We start from the raw sequence: 24,657 nt of genomic DNA on the forward strand, positions 1-24,657 counted from the left end.
TTAGAGGGTGCTGAAAAAGTCAGTTTTGCTTAAGGGCACGGCTTCAGCCGTGCCGCTAACGCTGCAAAATCAACGCGGCTTTAGCCGCTGAGGTACGCTTTCTTCCCGGCGAGACACTTTTTCATCACCCTCTTTAGCCCCGGGCCGTCTCTCCACTCAGCACGAACGGGCTCTTTCAGCACCATCTTTAGCTCCTGAGGTACATTTCTGCTGCCACCCACGAGTTTTCCCGCAGCCTGTTTAGAATTTTGCGGGATCGATCAGGCCTTCGTCAGCCGGGTTCTCCGTTCCAGTTCTTCTACCGCGCAAGGCGTAGAATATCCATCAATGAAGCGCATCTCGCGTTGGCTGGCTGTCGTTGTCCTGATGCTCGCACCGGCAGCCTTTCTGGCGGCCGAGTCAGTCGATTCATTGCCGCAGCCCACCGGCTACGTCAGCGACTTCGCCGGCGTCCTCTCTCCTTCCACCATCCAGGGTATCGATGCCCTGTGCCAGCAGGTTGACCACAAAGCCAACGCTCAGATTGCCGTCGTCACCATCAAGTCGCTCGATAACGACCAGTCCATCGAGGAGTTCGCCACCGCGCTCGAAGATAAGTGGAAGGTTGGCCCCAAGGGGAGCGACCGTGGCGTGCTGATGATCTTCTCCATGAGCCCGCGAAGGTATCGCATCGAGGTAGGCTACGGGCTAGAAGGCATTCTGAACGACGCCAAGGCGGGCGACATCGGCCGCGCCATGCGACCCTACCTGGTGCAGAACGACTTCAACACCGGCATTCCCCTTGGCGTCTCGCAGATTGCCCAGGACATCGCCGCCGACGCAGGCGTCACGCTTACGGCCACGCCATCGATTCCGCAATACGGCTACCAGCAGCAACACAGGAAAGCCCCTCTGAAACTCGCCGAGATTGTCATCGGTGGTGGCATCATACTGTTCATCCTCATTCTCCTTATCAGTACCGGCAACACCGGCCTGATTTTCTTCCTTCTCGGAAATCTTCTGGGTGGCGGAGGAGGCGGCCGTGGCCGCGACGACTGGGGTGGCGGCGGGTTCGGCGGCGGAGGTGGAGGCGGAGGTTTCGGCGGCTTTGGCGGAGGCAGTTCCGGCGGCGGAGGGGCCAGCGGCAGCTTTTGACCAGAAGTGCTTTTGAAAAAGATCTACTCAGGCAGGGAAGGAGAAGTCCGGCAAAATGATACAGTACAGCCGGTAAACAGATGATGGACGGTACAGGACGGCAGCCAAATCTTATCGAAGGAAATCAAAGAACTATGAAATCATCATGGATCGCTTTAGGTGTTGTTGGTCTTTTGATTCTTGTGCTCCTGCTTGCCGGAGGCAGCTACATCAGCACGAAGAACACGCTGGTGCAGAAGAATGAAGCCATCGAGCAGCAGTACTCGCAGGTCAACGTCGTGCAGCAGCGCCGTCTGGACCTGATTCCGAACCTCGTCGCCTCGGTGAAAGGTTACGTGGCCGAAGAGTCCACCATTCTCACCAACATCGCCAACGCCCGCGCCGCCATCACCAGCGCGCCCGACCGCGCCAGCAGCATCGCCGCCAATACGCGGATGGACGTTGCGCTTGGTCCGTTCTTCCGCCTGCAGGAGCAGTATCCCGACCTCAAGGGCAACCAGCAGTTCATGCGCCTTGAAGACGAACTGGCCGGGACCGAGAACCGCATCGCCGTCGAGCGCCAGCGTTATAACAAGGTGCTCGAGGATTACAACGTCTACGTGCGCCAGTTTCCGAACAGCATCTGGGCAGGCATGGCCGGCTTCCACTACCGCGACGAGTACTTCAAGGGCAACCCCGCAAACGCCGAGGCCCCGAAGGTCGATTTCTCGAAGTAGCGGGACCGCCAGGGAAACTCTGATCAGGTTTCCGTTTTAAAAGGCGCGACTTCAGTCGCGCCTTCAACCTACCCAATTCAACGAGGCTTTAGCCTCTAAGGGAATGTTCGCGGACTTAATCAGAACCTTCCCAGGCGCATTTCACGGTTGCTGCGGCTCATCTACACATTGTCATTCTGAGCGCAGCAGCCTGCCCTGAGCGAAGTCGAATGGGAAGAATCTCCGCGTTTTGCGAGGCCGCACGGGCCTGCGCCCTCAATCGACAACTACGCCGATAAGAAAATTCTTCGGGGCACGCAAAAAGGCCGCCGCATCGTTGCGGCGGCCTTTTCACTGTCAGATGTTATTTGCTGAAGGAAGAAATCGCCGAAGCCTCGTCGTCCTTCACATCGAAGACGGTGTAGAGCTTCGTAATCTGGAGCAGGTCGTGGACCTTCTTGGTCAGGTTCAGCAGCTTCAATTCGCCGCCCGCGTTCTTCACCGTAGTGAAGGCGCTGACCAACTCACCGATGCCCGAGCTATCGATGTAGCTGATCTGGGCCAGGTTGAGCAGAATCTTATTTGAACCCTTGGCCAGCACGTCGCGCACCGCATCGCGGATGGTCACGCTGCCTTCGCCGAGAGTAATCCGGCCGCTAAGATCCAGAATGGTAACGCCGTCCACCTGGCGGGTCTGTACTTTCATGCTCATGAGTCATTGTCTCCTTAAGTTCCCGGCTGAGCGGGTGTGCGGTATTTAATCAGGGTCAATTCAGTGCCGGGATGCAACTGCCGAAAGTGTACCTCATCCATGAATGCCTTGATCAGGAAGATGCCCCGGCCCGAGCCGCGCAGAATGTTTTCCGGAGCCAGCGGGTCGGGCAGCGTGTCCGGGTTCAGCCCAGGCCCCTGGTCGGTCACGCGGACGATCAAAGACTCCGGCGTGGTCTCAAATGATGCAGTGATGTGCTTGTTTGGATCGTAGGAGTTGCCGTGCAGCACAGCGTTCACCGCGGCCTCGCGCACCGCCATGGCCACATGCGAAACGGTATCTTCGTCAAACCCCGCCCGCTGTGCCGACAGCTCCGCCGTCTGCTCAATTTTGTTGACGCTATCGAGGGACGAGTCAAGCGTATAGCTGACGCGGCTTGTCGTTGAATCGGCCAAATCTGTCCTTGCACTCAGCAAATGCCAGTCGTCAACAGTGGACAACAGCAATGATGGCAGTGTGCTTGTGGATTTCTCGCTTGTCAAGGCTGCCTGCTCCAACTTTCTATGCATTTTCCTCCCCGGCTACGCTCAAGACCCAGGGTTTCGGGACCGGGCTTCAGTCAATATCGGCCAAAGCCGAAATTAACACGCGGTACGAGGACTATACGCAGGTCCACCGTGGTAATACAACCTGGTACTTGCTCGCGGGCCCATCGCAAAGTCGGCGTGCAAGCATGTAAAGTTTGGTAGAGCATCGCGCAGGCGGCCTATGGCAAAACACTCCAATCACGTCACCAGTGTCGCCACGTTGATGGGTGCCACCGTCGCTGGCGCGCAGGGAAGCCCCTACGGCCGCATTCGTGAGTTTGCCGTCTTGCCTGCTGCGGACTCCTCACACGTTCATGGCCTGGTGCTCCGTCCGGCCTCGGCCCGCCGCGGCGATCCCGACACGATCGTGCTCGTCACCGACCTGCTCCTGACTCCGAAGATCGGCCTGCATCTCCGCGAGTCAGCCCGGCCCACCATCCTGCCCACGGACGAAACCTATCTCCTGCTCGAACGCGACCTGCTCGACCAGCAGATCATCGACGTTCACGGCCATAAAGTCGTGCGCGTCAATGACGTGGACCTGGTATGGGAGCTATCGTCGGAAGACAGTTCCGTCCTCCGGCTCCGCATAGCTGAAGTCGAGGTCGGGATGCGAGGCGCAATCCGGCGTCTGCTCAAAGGGATGCTGCCTGCCGGAGCACTCAGCCGGCTTACTGCGCGGCTCACCGCGAGCGTCATCCCGTGGGACTTTGTGGACCTGATTGGTCGGGACCCCGCCCGCCGCGTCAAGCTCAAGATCGAGCAGAACCGCCTCTCGCAGATGCATCCGTCCGACATCGCGGACATCCTCGAAGACCTCGCTCCGGCCGAGCGCCACGCCGTCTTCCTCAGCCTCGACGAGGAAGTCGCCGCCGAGGCTCTCGAAGAGGTCAAGCCCAGGATGCAGCAGTCGCTCATCGAGGCGCTCGACTCCGAAAAGATCGCGGGCATCGTCGAAGAGATGGACCCCGCCGCCGCCGCCGACCTGCTCTCTGAACTACCCGAGGAGCGTTCTGAGGCCATCCTCGAAGAAATGGAACCCGAGGAGCGGCAGGAGGTCGAAGACCTGCTCGAGTTCCCCGGCAACTCCGCCGCGGGCCGCATGACCACCGACTACATCGCCCTGCCCGTCAGCGCCATCGTCTCCGAGGCCATCGACGCCGTCCGCAGCTTCGAGGGCGACAACGAGACCATCACCGACATCTACCTGCTCGATGAGGAGCAGCGCATCAGCGCCGTCGTCCATCTTGTCCAGCTTCTGCTCGCCGCGCCGCACAGTCCGCTCTCCGAGCTGCCCCACACGCACCTCGTCAGTTGCGACATCGACGCCAACGGCCGCAAGGTTGCTGAACTCTTCGATAAGTACAACCTCCGCTCGCTCCCCGTCCTCGACCACGAAAAGCGCCTCGTCGGCGTCGTTCACGCCGAACAGGTCATCGCCCTGCTGCGCGCCGAACACTGAGACAATCCTTAAGTAGCATTTGTAAAGGAAGCCATTTTCACGAATGAAGATTCTGTATGCCTCCGGCCTCTCGCCAAACGACAGCTCTCTCTATCGCCTCTGGGCGCTGGAGCGGCTGGGCCATCAGGTCGTCCCTCTCAATAGCTACGACTACGATTTAGGCCACCGCCTGCTCCGCAATCTGTGCCGCCGCTTTGTCGTGGGCCCCATCGTCACCCGCCTCAACCGCGACCTGCTCGACATCGCTCAACGCGAAAAGCCCGATGTCCTCTGGGCCGACAAGCTGCTCTCCATGCGCGGGGAAACGCTCGATCGCCTGCGCGCCATGGGCATTGTCACCGTCAGCTACATGATCGACAATCCCTTCGGCACGCGCCAGGACCCCGGCTGGCGTCTCTACATGAAGAACATCCCGCGTTACGATCTGCACGTCGTCCAGCGCGACAAAAACATCCTCGACTACACCTCCCGCGGCGCCCGCGATGTCATCAAAATCCAGACTGCCTACGAGCCGACAATTCACTATCCTCCACCTGCCGGCTGGGGCGACAAAGACCGCGACCGCGAAGTCTCCTTCATCGGAACCCCATACGATAATCGTGCTGAATTTCTCACCCGGCTTTGGAAGGAGTTCGGTCTTCCCGTCGTCGTCTCGGGCGGCCTGGTTTGGAAACCCGCACTGGGGGCCCAGGCAACTGCCGCGCTCTATCGCGGTCACGGAGAACTCTTCCGCGACGAGTACCGGGAAGGCATCTGGAAATCGAAGATCAATCTCAGCTTTATCACTCACGCCAACTGTGACGAGTTCGTCCATAAGAGCTTCGAGATCGCGGGCTGCGGCGGCTTCCTGCTTGCCGAGCGTTCCGACGGCCACAGCCAGCGATTCCGCGAAGACGAAGAGGCAGTCTTCTTTTCAACGATTGAGGAATGTGCCGCGAAGATTCGCCGCTACCTGACCGATGAAGCAGCACGCGCGCGCATCGCTGAGGCAGGTCGCATCCGTGCCGAACGCGACGGCTACTACAACGATCGTCAGGTCGCGCTCATCGTAGAGCGAGCACAACAGATCGTCGACAACCAGCGCGCAAAAGCTACCGCACGCTTATGATTCGTGATTTAGAGCAATCCCGGCCTGAACCCGGCTCTGTGGCTGGCATCTGCATCATAGGTGCAGGAGCAGCAGGCATCGTGCTCGCCGTCGAGCTTGCGCGTCGTGGGCAAAATGTACTACTGCTCGAAGGTGGCGGCGCGGAGATAGAAGCACCTTCGCAGAACCCATACCTCAGTGAACTCACCGGCCTGTCGCACCGCGGCATCCACACCGGCCGCTTCCGTGCCAAGGGAGGCACCACCACAAAGTGGGGAGGCCAGATTCTCGAATTGGACGCTAACGACTTCGAGCAGCGCCCGGGCATCGAAGGCAGCGGATGGCCATTCCCAAAGTCCGAACTGACGCAACACTACGAGCGCGCCCTCGAACTGGAGGGCTTGGCAGAAGTCACGCGCAAGGATGATGAAGTGTGGCATGAAATCGGTCAACGGGCCCCGCAATTCTCTCATCTGGAACCGTACTTCTCCCGCTGGTGCCCCGAGCCCAACTTCGCGCTGCTTCACCGCAGAGCGATCGAAGAACATCCAGGCATTACACTCTGGTTGCATGCCAACGCCGTCGAGCCGCACCTCGAAGGCGAGGCCATGCGCGGCCTCCGGTGCTGCACGCTCACAGGCGCCGAAGCAATATTCCGCGCCAACCGGTTCATCTTCTGCCTTGGCGGTATCGAAAGCTCCCGCTTCTTTCTCCAGCCGGCATTCGCCGCCCTGCCCGGAAACCGCTCTGAAGTCATCGGAAAGCACTTCCAGGACCATATCGACTGCAACGTCGCCGTCGTCGAGCCGCTCAGCGCCAAACGTTTTCACCAGACATTCGACAATGTCTTCAGCCGCGGCTTCAAATACCATCCCAAGCTGCGCCTTGCTCCCACCGCACAAGCGGAGCACAGCACCCTCAACGTAGCAGCCACAATGGCCTTTGTCAGCGAAGCGGATGAGGCACTCGCGCAACTCAAGACGGCTGCGAAGAGCCTGCTCCGCGGACGATTCCGCGAAATCACCGCTGCGGATGCCGGATCCGCCGCACGCCATCTTCCTCTGCTTGCAAAACAGACATGGCGCTACGGAGTCAGACACCGCGCCTATAATCCACCCGATGCGCGCATCTTCCTCCGTGTCCACTGCGAGCAGGAACCAACCTCGCGCAGCAACATCTCGCTGTCCAGCGAGCGTGACGCTATCGGCCTGCTACGCACCCGGCTCGACTGGCAGATCTCCGAAAGGGAACTGGCAACCATTCGCCAATACGTTCAGATCGCAATGCGATCGCTCGCAGGGATGGCGCGCATCCTGCCCGACCAGGACCTCCTCTCAGGCAATCCGGACTTCCTTTCCCGTTGCGACGACAGTAATCACCACATGGGCGGCATGCGGATCTCTTCCTCCCAGACAACCGGCGTTGTCGATCCAAATCTGCGTCTTTACGGTCTCAGCAATACATTCGTCTGCAGCAGCGCGGTCTTTCCCACCTCAGGGTTCTCCAACCCGACTCACACTCTTCTTGCCCTTGCCGTCAGGCTAAGCGAGCATCTGAGTTAGGCTGGATAGAGCATCTCGACGAACCAACGCGGTCGGAGAAACAATGCAGCAGATCACACTGGGACAATCCGGCCGCCAGACCACGCGCCTTGGCTTTGGTTGTTCGAGCATCATGGGCGCAATGGGTCGGCGAGAGTCGCTCGCCTTGCTGGAGGCCGCCTACGACGCTGGTGTGCGCCACTTCGACGTTGCACCCATGTACGGCTTCGGCGAAGCCGAAAGCTGCCTCGGCGAATTTCTCGTACGCCACCGCGCCGACGTCACCGTCACCACCAAATATGGCATCCCTCCTGCACAAAATCGCTCGCTGCTGAGCTTAGGCCGCCGCATCGCAGGCCCAGTCGTCAAGCGTCTCCCAGGCGTCAAGCAGCGCCTTGCCAAAGCGGCGAACGCCGTCGTAAGCGCGCCGCAAAAATCATCCTTCACTCCACTGGAAGCAAAGCAATCGCTCGATCGTAGTCTCGCCGCGCTCCGGACAGACCACATCGACCTGTGGCTGCTGCACGAAGCAGAGGCCTCCGATCTCTCCGACGACGGCCTCCTGCGGCTTCTCGAAGACGAGACGCAGAAGGGAACCATCGGCACCTTCGGCATTGGCAGCGGCTGTGAAAAAATTCCTGATCTCACGGCCATGCGTCCGCAATACTGTCGCACATTGCAATACGAATGGTCCGTGCTCGATGCTCCCATTGCGGAAGGCAACGTCTTTCGCATTCACCACCGTGCCCTGACAAACAATTTCCGCGCACTCCACGCCGTGCTTGTCCAGCATGCCGAGACCTGTCGCCGCTGGTCAGACGCGGTTGGATCGGACCTGAACAACGCGAACAATCTCGCCGCATTAATGCTCAAGGCATCTCTGGCCGTGAACCCTGCCAGCATCATCCTCTTCTCATCAAAGAGCGCACAGCACATTCAGGCAAACGTCGCCACAGCCCGCAACGCAACCATCGAAGCCGCCGCGCGGCAACTCTACCAGCTCGTGCAATCGGAGCGCGCATCGCTTCTGTCCAACGCAGGAGCCGACAGATGACCGCCGCGCGCCGCTGGAGAACACGCATCATCCTCTTCCTCGCTGTCCTCGGCCCGGGCTTCATCACCGCCAACGTGGACAACGACGCCGGCGGCATCCTCACCTATTCGCAGGCAGGCGCGCAGTTCGGCTACACGCTCTTGTGGACGATGATTCCCATCACCCTCGCCCTCATCGTCGTGCAGGAGATGTGCGCGCGCATGGGAGCCGTCACCGGCAAGGGCCTCAGCGACCTCATCCGCGAAGAGTTCGGCCTGCGCGTGACCTTTTTCATGCTGGTCCTGCTCGTCATCGTCAACTTCGGCAACGTCATCACCGAGTTCTCCGGCATCGCCGGCTCCATGCAGTTGTTCCATATCAGCAAATATCTCAGCGTGCCCATCTGCGTCGTCATCGTATGGGCGCTCGTCGTCAAAGGCGACTACAAGAGCGTCGAAAAGGTCTTCCTCACGGCCAGCGTCTTTTACATTGCCTACATCATCGCCGGCGTCCTCAGCCGCCCCGACTGGCACACGGCGCTGGTCGAAACCGTCCGCCTGCCGCCGCGTGCCGCCTGGAGCACCAAAAGCTACATCTACATGACCGTCGGCGTCATCGGCACCACCATCACCCCCTGGATGCAGTTCTACCTGCAATCCTCCATCGTCGAAAAAGGCGTCAGCGTGCGCCAATACAAGGCCTCGCGGCTCGACGTCATCGTCGGCTCCATCTTCACCGACGTGGTCGCGTGGTTCATCGTGGTCGCCTGCGCCGCGACCCTCTACACTCACGGCATCCGCAACATCGCCGACCCCTCCGACGCAGCCGGAGCCATGAAGCCGCTCGCAGGCGACTACGCCTTCATCCTCTTCGCCGCCGGACTCTTCAACGCTTCGCTCTTCGCCGCATCCATCCTGCCGCTCTCCACGGCCTACACCGTCTGCGAGGGCCTCGGCCTCGAAAGCGGACTCGACAAGTCCTTCAAAGAGGCCCGCTTCTTTTACTGGTTCTACACGCTGCTGCTGGCCGCGGGCGCAGCCATCGTCCTCATCCCAAACTTCCCGCTGGTCCGGTTCAGCATCCTCTCGCAAGTGCTCAATGGAGTCCTGCTGCCCGTCGTGCTGGTCTTCATGCTCAGTCTCATCAATAAATACGAGCTGATGGGCGAATACACCAACTCACGCCTCTTCAACACCATCGCCTGGCTCACCGCCATCATCGTCACAGCCCTGTCTCTGGTATGGATGTGGAACCTGATGCACGGCTGAACGGCATAGGCTTAGAACCGCTCCTGGCACTGCTCATCCCCTGTCATGCTGCTCAACCCCTGTCATTCTGAGCGAAGCGAAGAATCCCCGCATTGTGCACGAAGCTGCTCAGATGCTCACCGAAGAAGGGCCTCTCATAACCGATAACCCAAAGGATGCAGCATCGGTGTCATATGCCACACCTCATTTCTTGCCCTCCGTCGTCATTCTGAGCACAGCGAAGAATCCCCGCATTGTGCTGATGACTGCAAGGACCTGCGCAAATAAAAAAAACGCCAGCGGAGCGTTCTATACCAGCCTGGGATTCAGCCCAGGTATCGAACAACTCAAACGCCAAAGGGCTGAACGTCCGTCCTGTAAATTGATTTAATCTACAGCAGCTTCCCCTCAGACAAATCCTGAATCAGCCCCAGGTCAGCCGCCAGAAAATCGTATTCCGGCAAACGCTCCATCGCAGTCCAGCGCACATCGTTGAAAATGCGGTTTTCAATCTCCCCGCTGAACTCCCGCACCGCGAAGAACTGCAAATCCACCGCGCCGCCATTCCTGTATTTGTGCCGCACCCGAGCCACCCGCTCACCAATCACTGCCGAGATACCCAGCTCTTCATCCAGTTCGCGCGCCAGCGCAGCTTCCGGGCCTTCACCAGGCTCAATCTTGCCGCCCGGAAACTCCCACTTCAGGCTCATCGGCTGGTCAGGCTTCCTCTGGCAGATCAGCACCTCGGTGCCGCTCTCCCCAACGCGCAGAATCAGGGCCGCCACCACAAACCGCACCGGCTTATGTGCTCCATTTTCAGCGTGTTCGCCCAACTTCCGGATGTGCTTTTTCACTGAGCTACAGTTTAGACGACCATCCGCCCAAAAAGCGCACAGGCCATTACTTTGGTTCCACCGACGCCGGATAGTAAACCGCCCAGCCTTCGCGCGCGCTGCGCTCAGCCAGCGCCACACTGGGGTTCACCGGAAACGCCCGCCGCGCAATCGCCAGCATCGCTGCGTCATGCACCGAGTTGCCGAACACCGCATCAGGAGCTGTAATTCCCATCCGCGCCAGCGCCGCAACCTTGCCCTCATCGGTAGGCACATCGCGCAGCAAGTCCGTCACCAGACCATCCTTTACCTGCACACAGGCCGCCAGCACCCGCTCCGGGCCAATGCCAAACCGTCGCACTCCCTCTTCGATCACCCAGTCGTTGGTCGAACTGACCGCCCAAAGATCGACGCCCTTCGCGCGCAGACCTTGAACCAGCGCCAGCATCTCCGGAAAGATATTCCGCTCGATCCGCTCGGCAAAAAACTCCCTCGCCGCCCGCCGCATCTCGTCCTCACCGAGCCCGCGATACATCTGCACCATCTCGCCGCAGATGGCCAGCTCCGACACCTCGCCGCGCTTGTACAGGTCGTAGCGGTTGTTGATCCACTCCACCGCTCCACGCGAGACGACGCCCGTTTCGATGGTCCAGTTCATAAACCCCGAACCCGCATCGCCCGACCACAGCGTCCCATCGCAATCAAACACCGCCACGGCCGGAGAGAGTTCATCAACAGCCCGGTAAAACTCCGCCGTGCTCAAACGATTTGCAGACACTGCTTGACTCACGAATACACCCTACTTTCATTATTGTCTGTCATTCTGCGCGCAGCGAAGAATCCCCGCATTTCTCCTGTGCCCGCACGGACTTTCGTCGTGCGCGCCTAGACCGGAGGCAACCCCTTCACAATCGTCACACCAACCGGAGGCGTAAACACAAACTCCGAGCTCTTCACCGGAACATTCTCCTCCATGTTGGAGAACACAAACCCCGTCACAGCACCGCCCACCTCTTCAATCCGCATCGTCTGAATCGCGCCATCGGCCGTCACGTCGAGCGTCAGCAGCTTCACCCGCTGCTCCATGCCCTTGGGAACACCCGTAATACGGAAGCCGGAACCCTCCGGCGTCACGGTCAGGTTCTCCAACTCTTTTTTCAGTTGCGTATGCCCCAGCAAAAACCGCAGCGGCGAGCGCAAATCGTCCAACTCCTTCGCTGGAACGCGCTGCGCCTGAGCGTCTCCCGGCGTATAAAACCAGGCATACTTGCCGTCCAGCACAAACACCTTGCCCACAGGCTCGTCATAGCTCCAGCGCATCTTCCCAGGCTTCTTCAGCAGCAGCGTCCCCGTCTCGGTCTTATTCATGCCCATGCCGGAGTACTGCTCCACATAGCGGGCGCGCAACGAACTGAGATGGTTATAGTGGTCATCGACCCTGCGCACAACGGCGTCATTACTCTGTGCCCAGAGCGGGACACAAAGCAACGCGACAAGCAGCGTAGCACGGGTCAACATTACTGAATGAGCTGCGTGCAGTTCGTGCCGCCCGACGGGTCATAGTGGATGGCGTTGTTCTCGTCCGAGCAGAAGCCGCGGTCGCCGGTCTTGCCCACCTTGTTCGGCACTGCCGTCACCTCGTAGGAGGTGAACTGGTCCTGATTGTTCACCGTCACCTTGGTGCAGTTCGTAATCGCGAACGTATAGCCTGCCTTCTGACCCGAGGCGAGGTCAGCCGCAATCAACTGCGCGGACTCAGCCGTCGGCGCGCCTGACTTCGGATCACCGCCCAACTGAGCCAGCGAGCACGCAAACCCGCGCGTCGGGTACGCCGAGTTGTACTGCAACTCCGCCTCCGTAATCGCTCGGATCGACTGCATGGCCGAGGTCTCATGTGCCGTCTTGGTCAACTTCAGCAGTTGTGGAATGGCCAGCGTCATCAGGATCAGCATCACCGACATCACGATCAGCAGCTCGATCAGCGTGAAGCCCTCGTCAGTGTGGCGTTCCGCGTCCAGCCGCGCCCGGTTCAGTCTTTCCAAAGCGGTCATCGTTGTCATTCGTCCTTGAGTCCTTGGTCACGCGGCGTCGCCGCATCATGGGGTATGAGACAGAACTCTATCAGCAGGCGCGCGCGAAAACCAGAGCAGGGAACTGATTCAGCAACGCCTCAAAGATCTCTGGCTAACCTGCCTCGTTAAGGGAGGCTTCATCTGTACCCAAAGCCCATCCTTTGTTGCCCTTCCCGAAGGGAAGCCGCGTTTCTGTTGTCATTCCCGAAGGGAATCTGCGTTTCGCTTCGTGTTACGCCTCTTCATCCGTGCTCCAAACGCTCCGCTCAACAAGACGTCAGCACTCCAGATCCCCTCGCTCCACCTTCATCCCGCCCAGATTCCCCAGCAGCGTCAACGCCAGCGTCTCCGGCCTGAACAGCTCCTGCGCCATCGACCGCACATCATCCGGCGTCACCGCGTCAATCTGTTCCATCATCTCGTCCACGCCGAAGAACCGACCGAAATACATCTGCTGCCGCGCCAGATTCGCCATACGGCTCCCGGAACTCTCCAGCCCGATCACCATATTGCTCTTCAACTGGTCCTTGGCGCGCTTCAACTCCGCGTCACTGGCCGTCTCTTCTTTCAGACGCCGCAACTCCTTCATGGTAAGCTGCAAAACCTTCTCGGTCTTATCCACCGAGGTACCCGCATACACGCACAGCGACCCCGTATCGCGGAACGGGTTCATCTCCGAATAAATCGAGTACGCCAGCCCCTGGTCCTCGCGGATCGTCTGGAACAGCCGCGAACTCATCCCGCCGCCCAGGATCGTGTTCAGCAGAAACACCACATATCGATTGGCATCGTTGACCGCCGGTGCCGGAACCCCCAGGCAAAGCTGCACCTGCTCCAGCGCCTTCTTGCGCTTCAGCGTAATGTGCGGCGTAGCTTGAGGAGTGGCCAGCTTCGGCGCAACCGCGTCGCCAGCCGAAGCCAGCCCGCTGAACTCCCGCTCCACCTCGGCCACAAAGGCATCGTGCTCCAGATTACCCGCCGCCGAAAACACAATATTGCGCGGCGTAAACTGGCCGGCATAAAAATCGAACGCCGTCTGCTGATTGAAGCTCGAAACCGTCTTGACCGTCCCCAGAATCGGTCGCCCCAGCGCGTCGCCCTTCCAGAAGTTCTGCGTCCAAACCTCGTGGACCAGATAGTCCGGGTTGTCCTCATCCATCTTGATCTCTTCGAGGATCACGCCCTGCTCCCGCACCAATTCCTCGGGCGTAAATGTCGGGTGCAGCACCAGGTCAGCCAGCACATCCAGCGCCGGAGCCACGTTCTCGTCCAGCACCTTGATGTTGAAGCAGATCGTCTCCTTGCCGGTAAACGCATCCAGGTTGCCGCCAATGGTATCGACCTCGCGTGCAATCTGCTGGGCCGACCGCGTCGTCGTCCCCTTGAACACCATGTGCTCCACAAAGTGCGAGATGCCGTTCACCTCCGCCGTCTCGTCGCGCGAACCCGACCCGACCCACGCGCCCATCGACACACTGCGCAAGTGCGGCATCCTCTCCGTCAGCACCGTCAGGCCGTTCCCTAGAACGGTCTTCCGAATGTTGCGTGAGGGGTTCTTTGTGACAGCTTTGGTGGCAGAGAAATCTTCCATCAGCGTTCCAGACATGCGGCTCCTTCACTCATTATTCTTTCACAGGCAGGCGCCGAACTGGCCCCGCCCGCCTCGGGGGGAGTAAACTATAGCTGGCGCGGTAGTTACCCACCCATTCCTAGCTATGTTGAACGAAACAAACGCGATACCAAAACCAGTCAGCGCCCCGAAGGCCCTGTTCGGCTTATCATTGGATAAGCTCGCCGCGCTAACGAAGCAGCTCGGCCAGCCCACCTATCGCGCCACGCAGATCGCGCAAGCCATCTATCGTCAGCGAGTTGCGGATATTAATGAAATTACCGCATTACCAGACGCCCTCCGCGAAGCCCTGAGAGCCGAAAACTACACCCTCGGCCTCCCCCAGATCGTCCAGACCGCCTGCTCCATCGACGGCACCGAGCGATACCTCATCCGCATGGCCGACGGCGAAACCGTCGAGACCGTCTGGATGCCCGACGGCGACGGCGGCGAGCGCGGCGACGGCTCCGAGGCCGCCGACGAAGAGGAGGCCGACGACCGAGGCCGCGCCTCCGCCTTCCCCTACCGTCGCGCCACCATCTGTGTGTCGAGCCAGGTCGGCTGCGCGGTCAACTGCCAGTTCTGCCTCACCGCCAAGCTCGGCATCCGCCGCAACCTCACCCCGGGCGAGATCGCCGGACAGGTCGCCGTCGTGCTCAACCGCCACCGGGTCGAGCTGGGCAGCAGCCGCGGCAACCCCACCCCCGCGCGCATCAACCTCGTCTTCATGGGCATGGGCGAGCCATTCCTCAACTACGCCAACTTCATGGAAGCCGTCCGCCTGCTCGTCTACATGCGCATACCCGAGGCCCGCATGACCGTCAGCACCTCAGGCATCCTGCCCGGCATCCTCGACTTCGCCAAAGAGCCAACCCGCCCCAAGCTCGCCGTCAGCCTCAACGCGCCCAACGACACCATCCGCGAATCCATCATGCCCATCACGCGCAAATGGAACATCGCCGCGCTGCTCGAAGCCCTCGCCACCGTCCCGCTCAGCAAACGCGAGTGGATCACCTTCGAGTACGTCCTGCTCGGCGGCATCAACGACTCGCTCGCAAACGCCGACGAACTCATCGCCCTGGTTCGCAACGTCCGGTGCAAGATCAACCTCATCGTCTGGAACGCCGGCCCGAACATGCCGTACCACGAGCCGCCGCGCGAAGCCGTGCTCGCCTTCCAGAACCGCATCATCGCCGCAGGCATCCCGGCCTACATCCGCCGCCCACGCGGACGCGACATCTACGCCGCCTGCGGCCAGCTCAAGCGCACACTCGAAGACGACCTCGTGACAATCGCCGGATAAGCAATCCTCAAGGCAGCCGCAAGACGATGCCGCTCCCCACAGTCACCAGAGAAGTTGCAGGCACAGCCGACCCGCCGCCGATTCCGGTCATTCTGCTGTAGCCCACTTCAATCAGGCGAAAATCCACATGCGGCAGCACGGTAATGTCCGCACCGCCAAACACTCCATATTGAAACTTCGTCGTGTAGTGCGTCTGAATCGGGCCGGAAGAATCCGGCTTGACCGCACCGCCGCCCACCGAGAACTGCGCATACGGCTTGATCGGAAGAACCGGCGGATTGACCGCAACACGCACGCCCACCAGTCCGCTCCGGTACTTCAGATGGTTCCCGAACAGAAAGTTACCGCGCACATCAAGACCCGCCGCAATGGGACCGGCATGGATGAAGTTGTAATACGCTCCAAAGTTGGGCCCATAGAGCCACATTGTGTCCAGGCTGGTCTTGCTGCTGAGATGCGTCGCATCAAAGTTGCCGTAAATCCCAAGCTGAGCAGAAGACGACGCAGCGGCCATGGCCAGGAAAACAAGCAAAACCGAGAGGCGTAATTTCATGCAATTCCTTCCTGCTGTATGAGTTGCGGTGATAGTACCCGGCACCCGCCGCAAAGGCAACAGAAAACTTGCGCGCTCATTGCGCATCTGGGAATCGGACAGCAGCTAACGAATCGCCCCCACCCGCGACTCCAGCAGAGCCTTCACCCGCGGCCAGTCTTCCTTGATGATCGAATACCACACACTATGTCGCAGCGAACCGTCCGACATGATGTAGTGATTGCGAAACGTCCCCTCATACGTCGCGCCCATCTTCTTCATCGCCGCCTGCGACTGAAAATTCTCATGGTGCGTCTTCAGGGCCACACGGTTCAGCTTCAGCTCCTCGAAGGCGTAGGTCAGTTGCAGCAGCTTGGCCTCCGGGTTTATTCCCGCGCCGTGAAACTCCGGTGCCAGCCAGGTATTTCCCAGCTCCGTCGTGCGGTTCGCCGCATCGAAGTCCAGAAAGCGCGTGCTGCCAATCACGCGATTGCCGTCCTTGAGCACCGTCACCCACGGCACCACCGTCCCAGCCGCCTCCAGCTCCAGAGACTTCTCCAGCCACGCACGAAGCTGCTCCGGAGTCTTCACCGGATGCGTCATCATCCGCCAGATGCGCTCATCGAACGCCACCTTTTCGAGCGCAGGCAGATGCTCCCGCGTCATCGGCTCCAGTCGTATCCGCCTTCCCTCCAGCATCGGAGTCATGTGCCACACCTCATCTCTTGTCCTTCGCCGTCATTCTGAGCGGAGCGAAGAACCCCGCATTTTGTAGGAAGCTACAGAGATGCTCGCCGAAGACGCGCCTCTCATAGCCGATAACCCAAAGGGCCAAAGGCCCGCCTATACTCCGCCAGCCCGCGACAATGAATCGGTCATCACCGGCGCAACCCGCCTCAGCCCAATCTCCAGCAGCTTCTCCGCCAACCGGTCATAGTCATGCCGCAACACATCGCCCTCATGCACAAAGTCGCCAGTAACCGGCTCAACGCCCAGCGCGCGTATCCGGTCAAGATCAGCCTCAATCGGATTCTGCCCCTCGCGGGCATACTGCTCCAGCCGCTTGGCCGAGATGGGGGCCGTATTCACCAGCGCATAATCGAAGATCGACGAAGCCGCCTCGCCCGCATGTTGCAATATCTTCTCGATATGCTGCGAGGCCGAAAGCCCCAGCGACTCATTCGCCTGCGTCATCAGGTTGCACACATACACCTTCGTCGCCTTCGAGGCCGCCAGAGCCTCCGGCACCCCACGCACCAGCAGGTTCGTAATCAGCGACGTATACAGCGACCCCGGTCCCAGCGTAATCAGGTCCGCGTTGGCAATCGCATCCAGCATCTCGGGCAGAGGCTCGGCGTCGGCAGGTTCCAGCACCAGCTCCATAATGCTCTGTTTGCTGGCCGTAATGTTCGTCTCGCCGCGCACCATCGAGCCATCGTGCATCATCGCCGCCAGCGTCACGTTGGTATTGGTGATCGGAAAAATATTCCCCCGCGCCGCCAGAATCTGCGACGACATCTGCACCGCCTGCGCGAAGTCGCCGGTAATATGCGAGAGCGCAGCAACAAAAAGGTTGCCGAAGCTGTGGCCCTCCAGGTCGCCCGCCTCGAAGCGATACTGAAACAGCCGCGAGAGCAGGTGCTCATCTTCACTCAGCGCCACCATGCAGTTGCGAATGTCTCCCGGCGGCAGCATCTTGAAGTCTTCGCGCAGCCGCCCCGAAGAGCCGCCGTCATCCGTCACCGTCACCACCGCTGAAAGCTCACGAATCAGACAAGGCCGCGCAGGCCGGGGAACACTCGGAGTCGTGCCCGTCGAAGGCTGCGGAAGCCTGATCCCGCGCCGCCGGTCCGGCGTCGCCACATACTGCTTCAGGCCGCGCAGCAGCGTAGACAACCCGGTTCCGCCGCCAATGGCAACCACACGAAGCGTCTTTTCCTGAGACCCGGCAAGACTCGGCAAAGCCACAGCACTCTCCACTCTTATTGTCATACCCGAAGAGAATCCGCGTCTCGCATCGGCCCTTCTTTGTTTGTCATTCCCGAAGGGAATCTGCGTCTCGCATCGGCCCCGCCAAACTACAGGTTCAGAGAACCTCCGACCAAGCCTTCGCGTTGAAGGGGCGTGGCTTCAGCCGCGCCATCACCTCCCGCAGTTCAATGGGGTTTCAACCCCTGAGGAAATCTTCGCGGACTGAATCAGACCTTCCCTGGGGATTAGCGTGGGGCTTGAGCCCCGGGCCTCTCTTAACGCGCCGAAAGAATGCCGCCGCCCTAGACCTCCGGATACAGCAACTCCGTAAATCGCGGATCATCCGCCATATCCTGAAAGTCCGAGTCGGCCCGAGCCTGAATACGGTTCTGCGGATTTCGCCGAATCGCCTCCGTCAGATGTTCCAGACACGTATGCGAGTCGCCGGTCATGCTGGCCAGCACAGCCAGCCCGTAGAATGCGTAGTCTGCCTTGTCGTTCGTCTTCAGGATCGCGTTGAACTGCTCACGCGCATCCTCATACAGGCCATCGTTCAGCAGCGACACGGCGTAGTCATAGTGCTCTTCGCAACTGGAAAAATTCGCCTTGCCCTTCTGCGCCATCTGCTGAAGACAGGCGTTGATGTACATGCGAATGCGGTCGGCCAGATCGCCGGGGCCTGCGGACAGCATCTTGTCAAAGGCCGCATGGGCCCTCTCGTATTTGCCTTCCTGCAGCAGCCGGATAGCTGCTTCGTAGTGGGCAAGCACCTGCGCGCGCGCGCCATCGTTTGCCGAGGCGGTGCCGGCCAGAGTTCGGGGAGATCGCTTCGTCGTTTCAGTCTTGGTCTGTGCCATTGTTGTTCCTGTCGCTTCTTGAGGCAGGTTGAAGGAGCTTCTGATTAAGTCCTGTTTGTTAAGGGCACGGCTTCAGGCCTGTCCTGAGCGTAGCCGAAGGATGCCGCTAACTGTGAAAATTCACTGAGGTTTAGTCCCTGAGGTCATCTTCCTAGACTTAATCAGTCCGTCCCTAAGCCTGCCATTCTAACGCAGACAAATTTTCCGCGTTTGTTCTCGTCTCGGTTTTATACGCAGACCTGCCCTGTCAGGTCAACTCCCACTATTGCCGTACATAGCAGGATTCAGTTCCGGGTCGTTGTACATCTTCATCTGGCGATAGAGTTTGAAGCGCCGCTCGCCGCTCAACACCTCACGCCACAGCTCATCCAGACACCCCGCCAGATCGCGCCGTTGTTCACACAGCAACGTCAGCCGTTCCCGATTCCGCTGCCGGTGTGCCTCGGTTGCCGAAGCACGCCCCGCCTCTTCGTGCGTGTGATAAATCTTCAGCGCCAGCACCGAGAGCCGGTCAATCATCAAACCCGGCGTCTCCGAGTGCAGCGGCGCGTCCTCATTCTGCTCCAGCCGCTCCAGCAGCCACCGGTCGATCTTCTCCATCAGGTCATTGCGCCGCTGGTTCAGCGCGTCAATCGCGTGCTTCACGCGGGCAATTTCCGCGTCGCTCGCCCCGGGAGCGCGTGCCTTGTCCTCTTCGTGCCACAGGTCGAAGTTCGCCCTGTGCTGGGCAATGGCAATCGCCATCAGGCCGTCGGCGCTGGCTTCAATCTCCAGTTCGCCGTCGGTCTCGTGCAGGGCGGCGGTCACGTCGTCCTGCATCCGCGTCATCAGAATCGCATCGAGCATAGAGCGGGCCGCCACACTCGTTCCGGCCCAGAGAGAACTTTATCAGTTTCCCACTCTCAGGGTTGCCCCTTGCCGCCGAACCAAGCAGACTAAGGACAGACATGCCAACCGACATCAAGCGGGTACTCATCTACAGACTCGGAAGCCTCGGCGACACCGTCGTCGCCTTGCCTGCGCTCCACCTCATCGCCCGCGCATTCCCGCAAGCCGACCGCCGCCTGCTCACCAACTTTCCGGTCAATTCCAAAGCCGCACCCGCCGCAACCATCCTCGAAAACACCGGCCTCGTTCACGGATACTTCCACTATGCGGTCAACACGCGCAACCCTCTCGCGCTGCTCTCTCTCTGGTGGCAACTCATCCGCTGGCGCCCGCAGGTGCTCGTCTATCTCGCTGCAAAACGGGGCATCGGCGCCGCCCGCCGCGACGCAGCCTTCTTCCGGATCTGCGGCGTCCCACGCATCATCGGCGTCCCCCTTACGGAAGACATGCAGCAAAACCGCCCGGAGCCAAACCAATCCTTCGAGCCCGAAGCCAGCCGCCTCGTCCGCAACATCGCCGAACTCGGCGAGGCCGATCTCGACGATCCCGAAGGCTGGAATCTGCACCTCACCCACGAAGAACTCGCGAAGGCCGCCGAAGCACTCCGCCCCGCATCTGGTCGCCCCATCCTCGCCGTCAGCGTCGGCACAAAACGCCAGTCAAAAGACTGGGGCCGCGAAAACTGGCGCGCATTACTCGACGTCCTCGTAACACAGTACCCTCATCACGAACTCGTCCTGCTCGGCAGCGCAGACGAAGCCGCAGCCAGCGAATACGCCGCCGCTCCCTGGCGCGAGCGTTCACCCGTCATCAACCTCTGCGGCCAGCTCACTCCACGCGAGAGCGCCGCCGTCCTCACCCACGCATGCATCTTCCTCGGACACGACAGCGGCCCCATGCATCTCGCCGCGGCCGTCGGAACTCCGTGCGTCGCCATCTTCTCCGCCCGCAACAAGCCGCGCGTCTGGTTCCCCTACGGCAAGCAACACCGCGTCATCTACCACCGGGTCGAGTGCTGGGGCTGCAATCTCGAAACCTGCATCATCGAGAAAAAGAAATGCCTCACCTCCATCACCGTCCCCGAGGTGCTTGAACAGGTTCGCGCCCTGCTCGGCTGAGAGTCTGCGAGTTTACAAGTTGTCATTCTGAGCGCAGCAGCCTGCCCTGAGCAAAGTCGAATGGGAAGAACCCCGATATTCTGTTCGTGCGCCGATCCCCTTTCAGCATGGCGATGGAAGAGTCACAGGTTCTCTAAGCACACACATGCTCTATCCTGATGCAGTACCCAAGACCCGCAAATGGCTGAAGAGCAGATGAAGACATCAACAAAACGTGTGCTGCTCTATCGCGTCGGCAGTCTTGGCGATACGGTCGTGGCGTTGCCGTCGTTCCATTTGGTTGCACGGGCGTTTCCGCACTCCGAGCGCCGCCTGCTGACGAACTTTCCCATCGCCGTCAAAGCGCCGCCCGCCGCCGCTATCCTCGAAAACACCGGCCTCGTCGAAGGATACTTTCGCTACTCCATCCGTACCCGCAGCCTCCGCGAGTTGCTCTCCCTCTGGTGGCAGCTTGTCCGCTGGAGACCGCACGTGCTGATCTACCTCGCTGGCCCCAGGGGGATACAAGCCGCCCGCCGAGACGTGCTCTTCTTTCACCTATGCGGAATACGGCATATCATCGGCGCTCCGTTAACCGAAGACCTGCAGCAGAACCTGCCCAATCCGGCCGACGGAACACTCGAATTCGAGTCACAACGTCTCGCTCGCTCGATTCAGGAACTCGGCGATGCGCGCCTCGACGATCCCGCCAGTTGGAACCTGCACCTCACCCCGGCCGAACATGCCCGCGCCGAAGAAGCACTCGTCCCCGCCGCCGGACGCCCTCTCATCGCCGTCAGCATCGGCACCAAGGTCCAGGCCAACGAATGGCCACGCGAACACTGGCGCGAGCTCCTTTCGCGGCTTGCCACCCTCTGGCCCGATCACGCTCTCGTCTTTACCGGCGCCGCTACCGACACGGATTCCAGCGAGTACCTTGCCGATGGCTGGCGTTCCGCCTCCGACAGTCCAATCATCAATCTTTGCGGCCAACTCACTCCGCGCGAAAGCGCCGCCGTCTTCACCCATGCCCGCATCTTCCTCGGACACGACAGCGGCCCCATGCATCTCGCCGCAGCCGTCCAGACCCCATGCGTCGCCATCTTCGCAGCACGCAACAAACCCCGCGTCTGGTTCCCCTACGGCAAACAGCACCGCGTCATCTACCACCGGACCGACTGCTGGGGCTGCGGCCTTGAAACCTGCACCGTCCAGCAGAAAAAATGCATCGCCTCCATCACGGTCGATGAGGTTCTAGCCCAGATCGGAACCATCCTTCACACTCCCGCCGCCACAAAGTGACCAACCCGAAAACCGAAGATGCAATGATAATGTCAGGAGCCGCGCCAACCACATGCTGCCGGAATTACATTCGATCCTCAACCTCCTCGAAGGCGGTTTTCGCCAGCTCAAAGTCCTCGTAGTCGGCGACATCATGCTCGACCGCTACATCCACGGCGATGTAGACCGCATCTCGCCCGAGGCCCCCGTCCCCGTCATCCGCCACGCTCAGCGATACGAGCGCGCAGGCGGCGCCGCCAATGTCGCCATGAACCTCGCCGGCCTCGGCTGCCAGACCTTCCTCAGCGGCTTCTGGGGCAACGACGCCGAGCAGCGCGAACTCACCGCCATCCTCGAACGCGCAGCCATCGACACCGCAGGCGTCGTCTCCAGTTCGCGCCCCACCATCTCCAAAACCCGCATCGTTGGCCGCAACCAGCAGCTTCTCCGGCTCGACATCGAGAGCCGCGACGCCCCTCCCGAAGCGGAGATGAAGCGTCTCATCGACCGCGCCGCCGCACTCGCCGCCAAGGTCCATGCCGTCATCCTCTCCGACTACGCCAAGGGCGCTCTCTCGAACGAACTCTGCGGGGCCGTCATCCACGCCGCACGCACCGCAGGTGTCCCCATCCTCGTCGATCCCAAAACCCCCGACTTCAGCAAGTACTCCGGCGCAACCACCGTCTGCCCCAACCTCGGCGAACTCGCCCTTGCCACGCGCGTCGCGCAGCACCACACCGAAGCGCTCCTCAGCGCCGGTCAGGCGCTCATCGCCGAGCATGATCTCCAGTTCCTCACCGTCACCATGAGCGAGAAGGGAATCACGCTCCTCCGCCGCGACAGCCGCCACCACTCCCCGGCGCGCGCCCGCGAGGTCTTCGATGTCTCCGGCGCAGGCGACACCGTGATCGCCACGCTGGCCGCGTCGCTCGCAGGCGAACTCAAAATCGAGACGGCCATCGAACTCGCCAACCTCGCCGCGGGCATCGTCGTCGGCAAAGTCGGCACCGTTCCCATCGTGCGCAACGAACTGGTCGCCGCCCTCACACCCAGCACCAGCCTCACCGCAGGCGAAAAGATTCTCGACCGCGACCGCATGGCTCTCCGCATAGCCGAGTGGCGCGCCTCCGGAGAAACCATCGTCTTCACCAACGGCTGCTTCGACCTCCTGCACGTCGGCCACATCACCCTGCTCGAAGAGTGCCGCCGCTTCGGCTCCAAGCTCGTCCTCGGCCTCAACGCCGACGCCTCCATCTGCCGACTCAAAGGCCCCACGCGCCCCATCGTCGGCGAACGCGAACGAGCCCGCGTCATGGCCGCGCTCGCCGCCGTCGATGCCGTCGTACTCTTTGAAGAAGACACACCGCTCGAGTTGATCCGCGCCCTCCGCCCCAACGTCCTCGTCAAAGGCGGCGACTACACCGTCGAAACCGTCGTCGGCCACGAGGACGTCATCGCCTCAGGCGGCCGCGTCGAGATCGTCCCCATAGTCGAAGGCTTCTCCACCACCAACATCGTCAAAAAACTCACTGCAAACAGCGAGGAGAAATAGACCGTGATTATCGTGACCGGCGGCGCAGGCTTCATCGGCAGTAACCTCATCCACCAGCTCAACCAGGCGGGCGTGCGCGACATCCTCGTCGTCGACAACCTTGCCCCCGCCCCCAACCTCAGCGGTCCAAAGTTCCTCAACCTCGCCGGCCTCGATTATTCCGACTACATGGACAAGCGCGAGTTCCGCGCCGCCCTCAAATCCGGCAGCCTCGAAGCCGCCCGCATCCGCGCCATCCTCCACCAGGGCGCCTGCTCAAACACCCTCGAAGACGACGGCCGCTACATGATGGACAACAACTTCACCTACTCGAAGGAACTGCTCCACTTCGCCGCCGAGTACAAGGTCCCCTTCGTCTACGCCTCCACCGCCGCAGTCTACGGAGCCAGCACCGCCTTCAACGAAGCCCCGGCCAACGAGCGCCCGCTCAACGTCTACGGCTACTCCAAGCTCGTCTTCGACAACTACGTCCGCCGCCTCATGCCCACCTTCAAGAGCACCGTCGTCGGCCTCCGCTACTTCAACGTCTACGGCCCGCGCGAGCAGCACAAAGGCCGCATGGCCAGCGTCATGCACCACTTCACCCGCCAGCTCAAAGAGACCGGCGTCATCCGCATGTTCGAAGGTTCAGGCGGCTACGCCGACGGCGAGCAGCGCCGCGACTTCGTCTTCGTCAACGACCTCGCCCGCATCAACATGTTCTTCGGCGGCCTGCTGCCCAAAAGCCCGCGCCGACCCACACACGCCATCGTCAACGCAGGCACCGGCCAGGCCCGCACCTTCAAGGCCGTTGCCGAAGCGCTCATGTCCGTCCACGGCCCCGGCAAGATCGAATACATCCCATTCCCCGGCGATCTCAAAAACCGCTACCAGCACTACACCCAGGCCGACATCGCCGGCCTCCGCGCCGCAGGCTACACCGACCCCTTCACCCCACTCGAAGAAGGCGTCAAGCAAACCTTCGCCCCAGACCAGCCCGCCTGACTCCGTTCCTACAGCTTCCTCCTCGACCCCACCCCAACACAACCCACGTCATCTCGACCGGAGCAGCGCAACGCGCTGCGCAGTGGAGAGACCCCCGCATTTCGCCCCTCAATCCCGCCGCAAACCTGTCAACCCCCACCCCCTGTGGATAACCCCACATCCCCCACAAAACAACCACGA

Annotated in this window: 24 protein-coding genes; 12 read left to right on the forward strand and 12 right to left on the reverse strand. The window is 60.8% G+C overall.

All coding sequences use genetic code 11. The features are described 5' to 3' along the window. The first annotated feature begins 327 nt into the window (after nt 1-327). Both VFU66_RS07540 and VFU66_RS07545 read left to right on the forward strand, forming a co-directional pair. Entirely contained in the window at nt 328-1,134 is an 807-nt protein-coding gene (locus tag VFU66_RS07540) for a TPM domain-containing protein (protein ID WP_326445632.1), read from the forward strand. Between the two features lie 182 nt (nt 1,135-1,316). Next, nucleotides 1,317-1,850 carry a LemA family protein gene (locus tag VFU66_RS07545; RefSeq protein ID WP_326445655.1) on the forward strand — a complete coding sequence of 178 codons (534 nt, stop codon included), beginning with the start codon at nt 1,317-1,319 and terminating at the stop codon, nt 1,848-1,850. A 343-nt stretch (nt 1,851-2,193) separates the two neighbouring features. On the opposite strand, the gene VFU66_RS07550 is transcribed toward VFU66_RS07545, so the two are convergent. Both VFU66_RS07550 and VFU66_RS07555 read right to left on the reverse strand, forming a co-directional pair. Then, entirely contained in the window at nt 2,194-2,541 is a 348-nt protein-coding gene (locus tag VFU66_RS07550; RefSeq protein ID WP_326445633.1) for an STAS domain-containing protein, read from the reverse strand. 14 nt (nt 2,542-2,555) lie between these two features. Continuing rightward, complete coding sequence (locus tag VFU66_RS07555; RefSeq protein ID WP_326445634.1) at nt 2,556-2,996, reverse strand: ATP-binding protein; 441 nt, start codon at nt 2,994-2,996, stop codon at nt 2,556-2,558. Between the two features lie 313 nt (nt 2,997-3,309). Here VFU66_RS07555 and VFU66_RS07560 point away from each other — a divergent pair, with 313 nt between their 5' ends. The 5 genes from VFU66_RS07560 to VFU66_RS07580 are packed head-to-tail and all read left to right on the forward strand — an operon-like array spanning nt 3,310 to nt 9,519. Further along, nucleotides 3,310-4,590 carry a magnesium transporter MgtE N-terminal domain-containing protein gene (locus VFU66_RS07560; RefSeq protein WP_326445635.1) on the forward strand — a complete coding sequence of 427 codons (1,281 nt, stop codon included), beginning with the start codon at nt 3,310-3,312 and terminating at the stop codon, nt 4,588-4,590. Nucleotides 4,591-4,633: 43 nt separating this feature from the next. Continuing rightward, nucleotides 4,634-5,698 carry a CgeB family protein gene (locus VFU66_RS07565; protein WP_326445636.1) on the forward strand — a complete coding sequence of 355 codons (1,065 nt, stop codon included), beginning with the start codon at nt 4,634-4,636 and terminating at the stop codon, nt 5,696-5,698. Beyond that, the gene (locus VFU66_RS07570; protein WP_326445637.1) at nt 5,695-7,239 is read left to right on the forward strand and encodes an FAD-dependent oxidoreductase; all 1,545 of its coding nucleotides are present in this window, start codon (nt 5,695-5,697) and stop codon (nt 7,237-7,239) included. Before VFU66_RS07565 ends, VFU66_RS07570 begins: the two co-directional genes overlap by 4 nt. A gap of 43 nt (nt 7,240-7,282) precedes the next feature. Then, nucleotides 7,283-8,272: an aldo/keto reductase gene (locus VFU66_RS07575; RefSeq protein ID WP_326445638.1), complete on the forward strand. Its 990-nt coding sequence runs from the start codon at nt 7,283-7,285 to the stop codon at nt 8,270-8,272. Beyond that, nucleotides 8,269-9,519, forward strand: a complete 1,251-nt coding sequence (locus VFU66_RS07580; RefSeq protein ID WP_326445639.1) for an Nramp family divalent metal transporter — start codon at nt 8,269-8,271, stop codon at nt 9,517-9,519. The genes VFU66_RS07575 and VFU66_RS07580 overlap by 4 nt, the downstream gene beginning before the upstream one ends. A gap of 371 nt (nt 9,520-9,890) precedes the next feature. Here VFU66_RS07580 and VFU66_RS07585 read toward each other — a convergent pair whose 3' ends face one another. The 5 genes from VFU66_RS07585 to VFU66_RS07605 form a co-directional block, all read right to left on the reverse strand. Further along, nucleotides 9,891-10,331 carry a (deoxy)nucleoside triphosphate pyrophosphohydrolase gene (locus VFU66_RS07585; protein ID WP_326445640.1) on the reverse strand — a complete coding sequence of 147 codons (441 nt, stop codon included), beginning with the start codon at nt 10,329-10,331 and terminating at the stop codon, nt 9,891-9,893. Between the two features lie 67 nt (nt 10,332-10,398). Then, complete coding sequence (locus VFU66_RS07590) at nt 10,399-11,121, reverse strand: HAD family hydrolase (protein ID WP_326445641.1); 723 nt, start codon at nt 11,119-11,121, stop codon at nt 10,399-10,401. Nucleotides 11,122-11,216: 95 nt separating this feature from the next. After that, entirely contained in the window at nt 11,217-11,849 is a 633-nt protein-coding gene (locus tag VFU66_RS07595; RefSeq protein ID WP_326445642.1) for a LolA family protein, read from the reverse strand. Next, nucleotides 11,849-12,391 carry a prepilin-type N-terminal cleavage/methylation domain-containing protein gene (locus VFU66_RS07600; RefSeq protein WP_326445643.1) on the reverse strand — a complete coding sequence of 181 codons (543 nt, stop codon included), beginning with the start codon at nt 12,389-12,391 and terminating at the stop codon, nt 11,849-11,851. The genes VFU66_RS07595 and VFU66_RS07600 overlap by 1 nt, the downstream gene beginning before the upstream one ends. 289 nt (nt 12,392-12,680) lie before the next feature. Further along, nucleotides 12,681-13,994: a M16 family metallopeptidase gene (locus tag VFU66_RS07605; protein ID WP_326445644.1), complete on the reverse strand. Its 1,314-nt coding sequence runs from the start codon at nt 13,992-13,994 to the stop codon at nt 12,681-12,683. Between the two features lie 124 nt (nt 13,995-14,118). Between VFU66_RS07605 and rlmN the strand changes: the two genes are divergently transcribed. Further along, a complete protein-coding gene (gene rlmN / locus VFU66_RS07610) occupies nt 14,119-15,315 on the forward strand; it encodes a dual-specificity RNA methyltransferase RlmN (RefSeq protein WP_326445645.1) in 1,197 nt (398 codons plus the stop codon). Nucleotides 15,316-15,322: 7 nt separating this feature from the next. Here rlmN and VFU66_RS07615 read toward each other — a convergent pair whose 3' ends face one another. The 5 genes from VFU66_RS07615 to VFU66_RS07635 all read right to left on the reverse strand — a co-directional run bounded on the left by VFU66_RS07615 (nt 15,323) and on the right by VFU66_RS07635 (nt 19,536). Then, nucleotides 15,323-15,868, reverse strand: a complete 546-nt coding sequence (locus VFU66_RS07615; protein WP_326445646.1) for an outer membrane beta-barrel protein — start codon at nt 15,866-15,868, stop codon at nt 15,323-15,325. A 105-nt stretch (nt 15,869-15,973) separates the two neighbouring features. Then, nucleotides 15,974-16,555: a GNAT family N-acetyltransferase gene (locus VFU66_RS07620; protein WP_326445647.1), complete on the reverse strand. Its 582-nt coding sequence runs from the start codon at nt 16,553-16,555 to the stop codon at nt 15,974-15,976. Between the two features lie 135 nt (nt 16,556-16,690). Continuing rightward, nucleotides 16,691-17,839 carry a gluconeogenesis factor YvcK family protein gene (locus VFU66_RS07625; protein ID WP_414649393.1) on the reverse strand — a complete coding sequence of 383 codons (1,149 nt, stop codon included), beginning with the start codon at nt 17,837-17,839 and terminating at the stop codon, nt 16,691-16,693. Nucleotides 17,840-18,120: 281 nt separating this feature from the next. Continuing rightward, nucleotides 18,121-18,675, reverse strand: a complete 555-nt coding sequence (locus tag VFU66_RS07630; protein ID WP_326445649.1) for a tetratricopeptide repeat protein — start codon at nt 18,673-18,675, stop codon at nt 18,121-18,123. Between the two features lie 252 nt (nt 18,676-18,927). Continuing rightward, a complete protein-coding gene (locus VFU66_RS07635; RefSeq protein ID WP_326445650.1) occupies nt 18,928-19,536 on the reverse strand; it encodes a DUF4254 domain-containing protein in 609 nt (202 codons plus the stop codon). A gap of 86 nt (nt 19,537-19,622) precedes the next feature. On the opposite strand from VFU66_RS07635, the gene VFU66_RS07640 reads away from it, so the two are divergent. The 4 genes from VFU66_RS07640 to rfaD all read left to right on the forward strand — a co-directional run bounded on the left by VFU66_RS07640 (nt 19,623) and on the right by rfaD (nt 24,477). Beyond that, nucleotides 19,623-20,681, forward strand: coding sequence for a glycosyltransferase family 9 protein (locus VFU66_RS07640; protein WP_326445651.1), 1,059 nt, complete (start codon nt 19,623-19,625; stop codon nt 20,679-20,681). Between the two features lie 195 nt (nt 20,682-20,876). After that, nucleotides 20,877-21,962: a glycosyltransferase family 9 protein gene (locus VFU66_RS07645; protein WP_326445652.1), complete on the forward strand. Its 1,086-nt coding sequence runs from the start codon at nt 20,877-20,879 to the stop codon at nt 21,960-21,962. A gap of 52 nt (nt 21,963-22,014) precedes the next feature. Continuing rightward, nucleotides 22,015-23,493, forward strand: a complete 1,479-nt coding sequence (gene hldE / locus VFU66_RS07650) for a bifunctional D-glycero-beta-D-manno-heptose-7-phosphate kinase/D-glycero-beta-D-manno-heptose 1-phosphate adenylyltransferase HldE (protein ID WP_326445653.1) — start codon at nt 22,015-22,017, stop codon at nt 23,491-23,493. Between the two features lie 3 nt (nt 23,494-23,496). Then, nucleotides 23,497-24,477: an ADP-glyceromanno-heptose 6-epimerase gene (gene rfaD / locus VFU66_RS07655; protein WP_326445654.1), complete on the forward strand. Its 981-nt coding sequence runs from the start codon at nt 23,497-23,499 to the stop codon at nt 24,475-24,477. Nucleotides 24,478-24,657 lie beyond the last annotated feature (180 nt).

Origin of the sequence: Edaphobacter sp. (assembly GCF_035763405.1) — a bacterium.
GTDB lineage: Bacteria > Acidobacteriota > Terriglobia > Terriglobales > Acidobacteriaceae > Edaphobacter.

Coding starts and splice junctions, on each gene's coding strand:
- VFU66_RS07630 (WP_326445649.1), bottom strand. CDS start 18,675: ATGGCACAGACCAAGACTGAAACGACGAAGCGATCTCCCCGAACTCTG.
- VFU66_RS07645 (WP_326445652.1), top strand. CDS start 20,877: ATGAAGACATCAACAAAACGTGTGCTGCTCTATCGCGTCGGCAGTCTT.
- VFU66_RS07595 (WP_326445642.1), bottom strand. CDS start 11,849: ATGTTGACCCGTGCTACGCTGCTTGTCGCGTTGCTTTGTGTCCCGCTC.
- VFU66_RS07570 (WP_326445637.1), top strand. CDS start 5,695: ATGATTCGTGATTTAGAGCAATCCCGGCCTGAACCCGGCTCTGTGGCT.
- VFU66_RS07600 (WP_326445643.1), bottom strand. CDS start 12,391: ATGACAACGATGACCGCTTTGGAAAGACTGAACCGGGCGCGGCTGGAC.
- VFU66_RS07605 (WP_326445644.1), bottom strand. CDS start 13,994: ATGGAAGATTTCTCTGCCACCAAAGCTGTCACAAAGAACCCCTCACGC.
- VFU66_RS07580 (WP_326445639.1), top strand. CDS start 8,269: ATGACCGCCGCGCGCCGCTGGAGAACACGCATCATCCTCTTCCTCGCT.
- VFU66_RS07615 (WP_326445646.1), bottom strand. CDS start 15,868: ATGAAATTACGCCTCTCGGTTTTGCTTGTTTTCCTGGCCATGGCCGCT.
- VFU66_RS07640 (WP_326445651.1), top strand. CDS start 19,623: ATGCCAACCGACATCAAGCGGGTACTCATCTACAGACTCGGAAGCCTC.
- hldE (WP_326445653.1), top strand. CDS start 22,015: ATGCTGCCGGAATTACATTCGATCCTCAACCTCCTCGAAGGCGGTTTT.
- VFU66_RS07620 (WP_326445647.1), bottom strand. CDS start 16,555: ATGACTCCGATGCTGGAGGGAAGGCGGATACGACTGGAGCCGATGACG.
- VFU66_RS07625 (WP_414649393.1), bottom strand. CDS start 17,839: ATGACAATAAGAGTGGAGAGTGCTGTGGCTTTGCCGAGTCTTGCCGGG.
- rlmN (WP_326445645.1), top strand. CDS start 14,119: ATGTTGAACGAAACAAACGCGATACCAAAACCAGTCAGCGCCCCGAAG.
- VFU66_RS07550 (WP_326445633.1), bottom strand. CDS start 2,541: ATGAGCATGAAAGTACAGACCCGCCAGGTGGACGGCGTTACCATTCTG.
- VFU66_RS07560 (WP_326445635.1), top strand. CDS start 3,310: ATGGCAAAACACTCCAATCACGTCACCAGTGTCGCCACGTTGATGGGT.
- VFU66_RS07565 (WP_326445636.1), top strand. CDS start 4,634: ATGAAGATTCTGTATGCCTCCGGCCTCTCGCCAAACGACAGCTCTCTC.
- VFU66_RS07575 (WP_326445638.1), top strand. CDS start 7,283: ATGCAGCAGATCACACTGGGACAATCCGGCCGCCAGACCACGCGCCTT.
- VFU66_RS07540 (WP_326445632.1), top strand. CDS start 328: ATGAAGCGCATCTCGCGTTGGCTGGCTGTCGTTGTCCTGATGCTCGCA.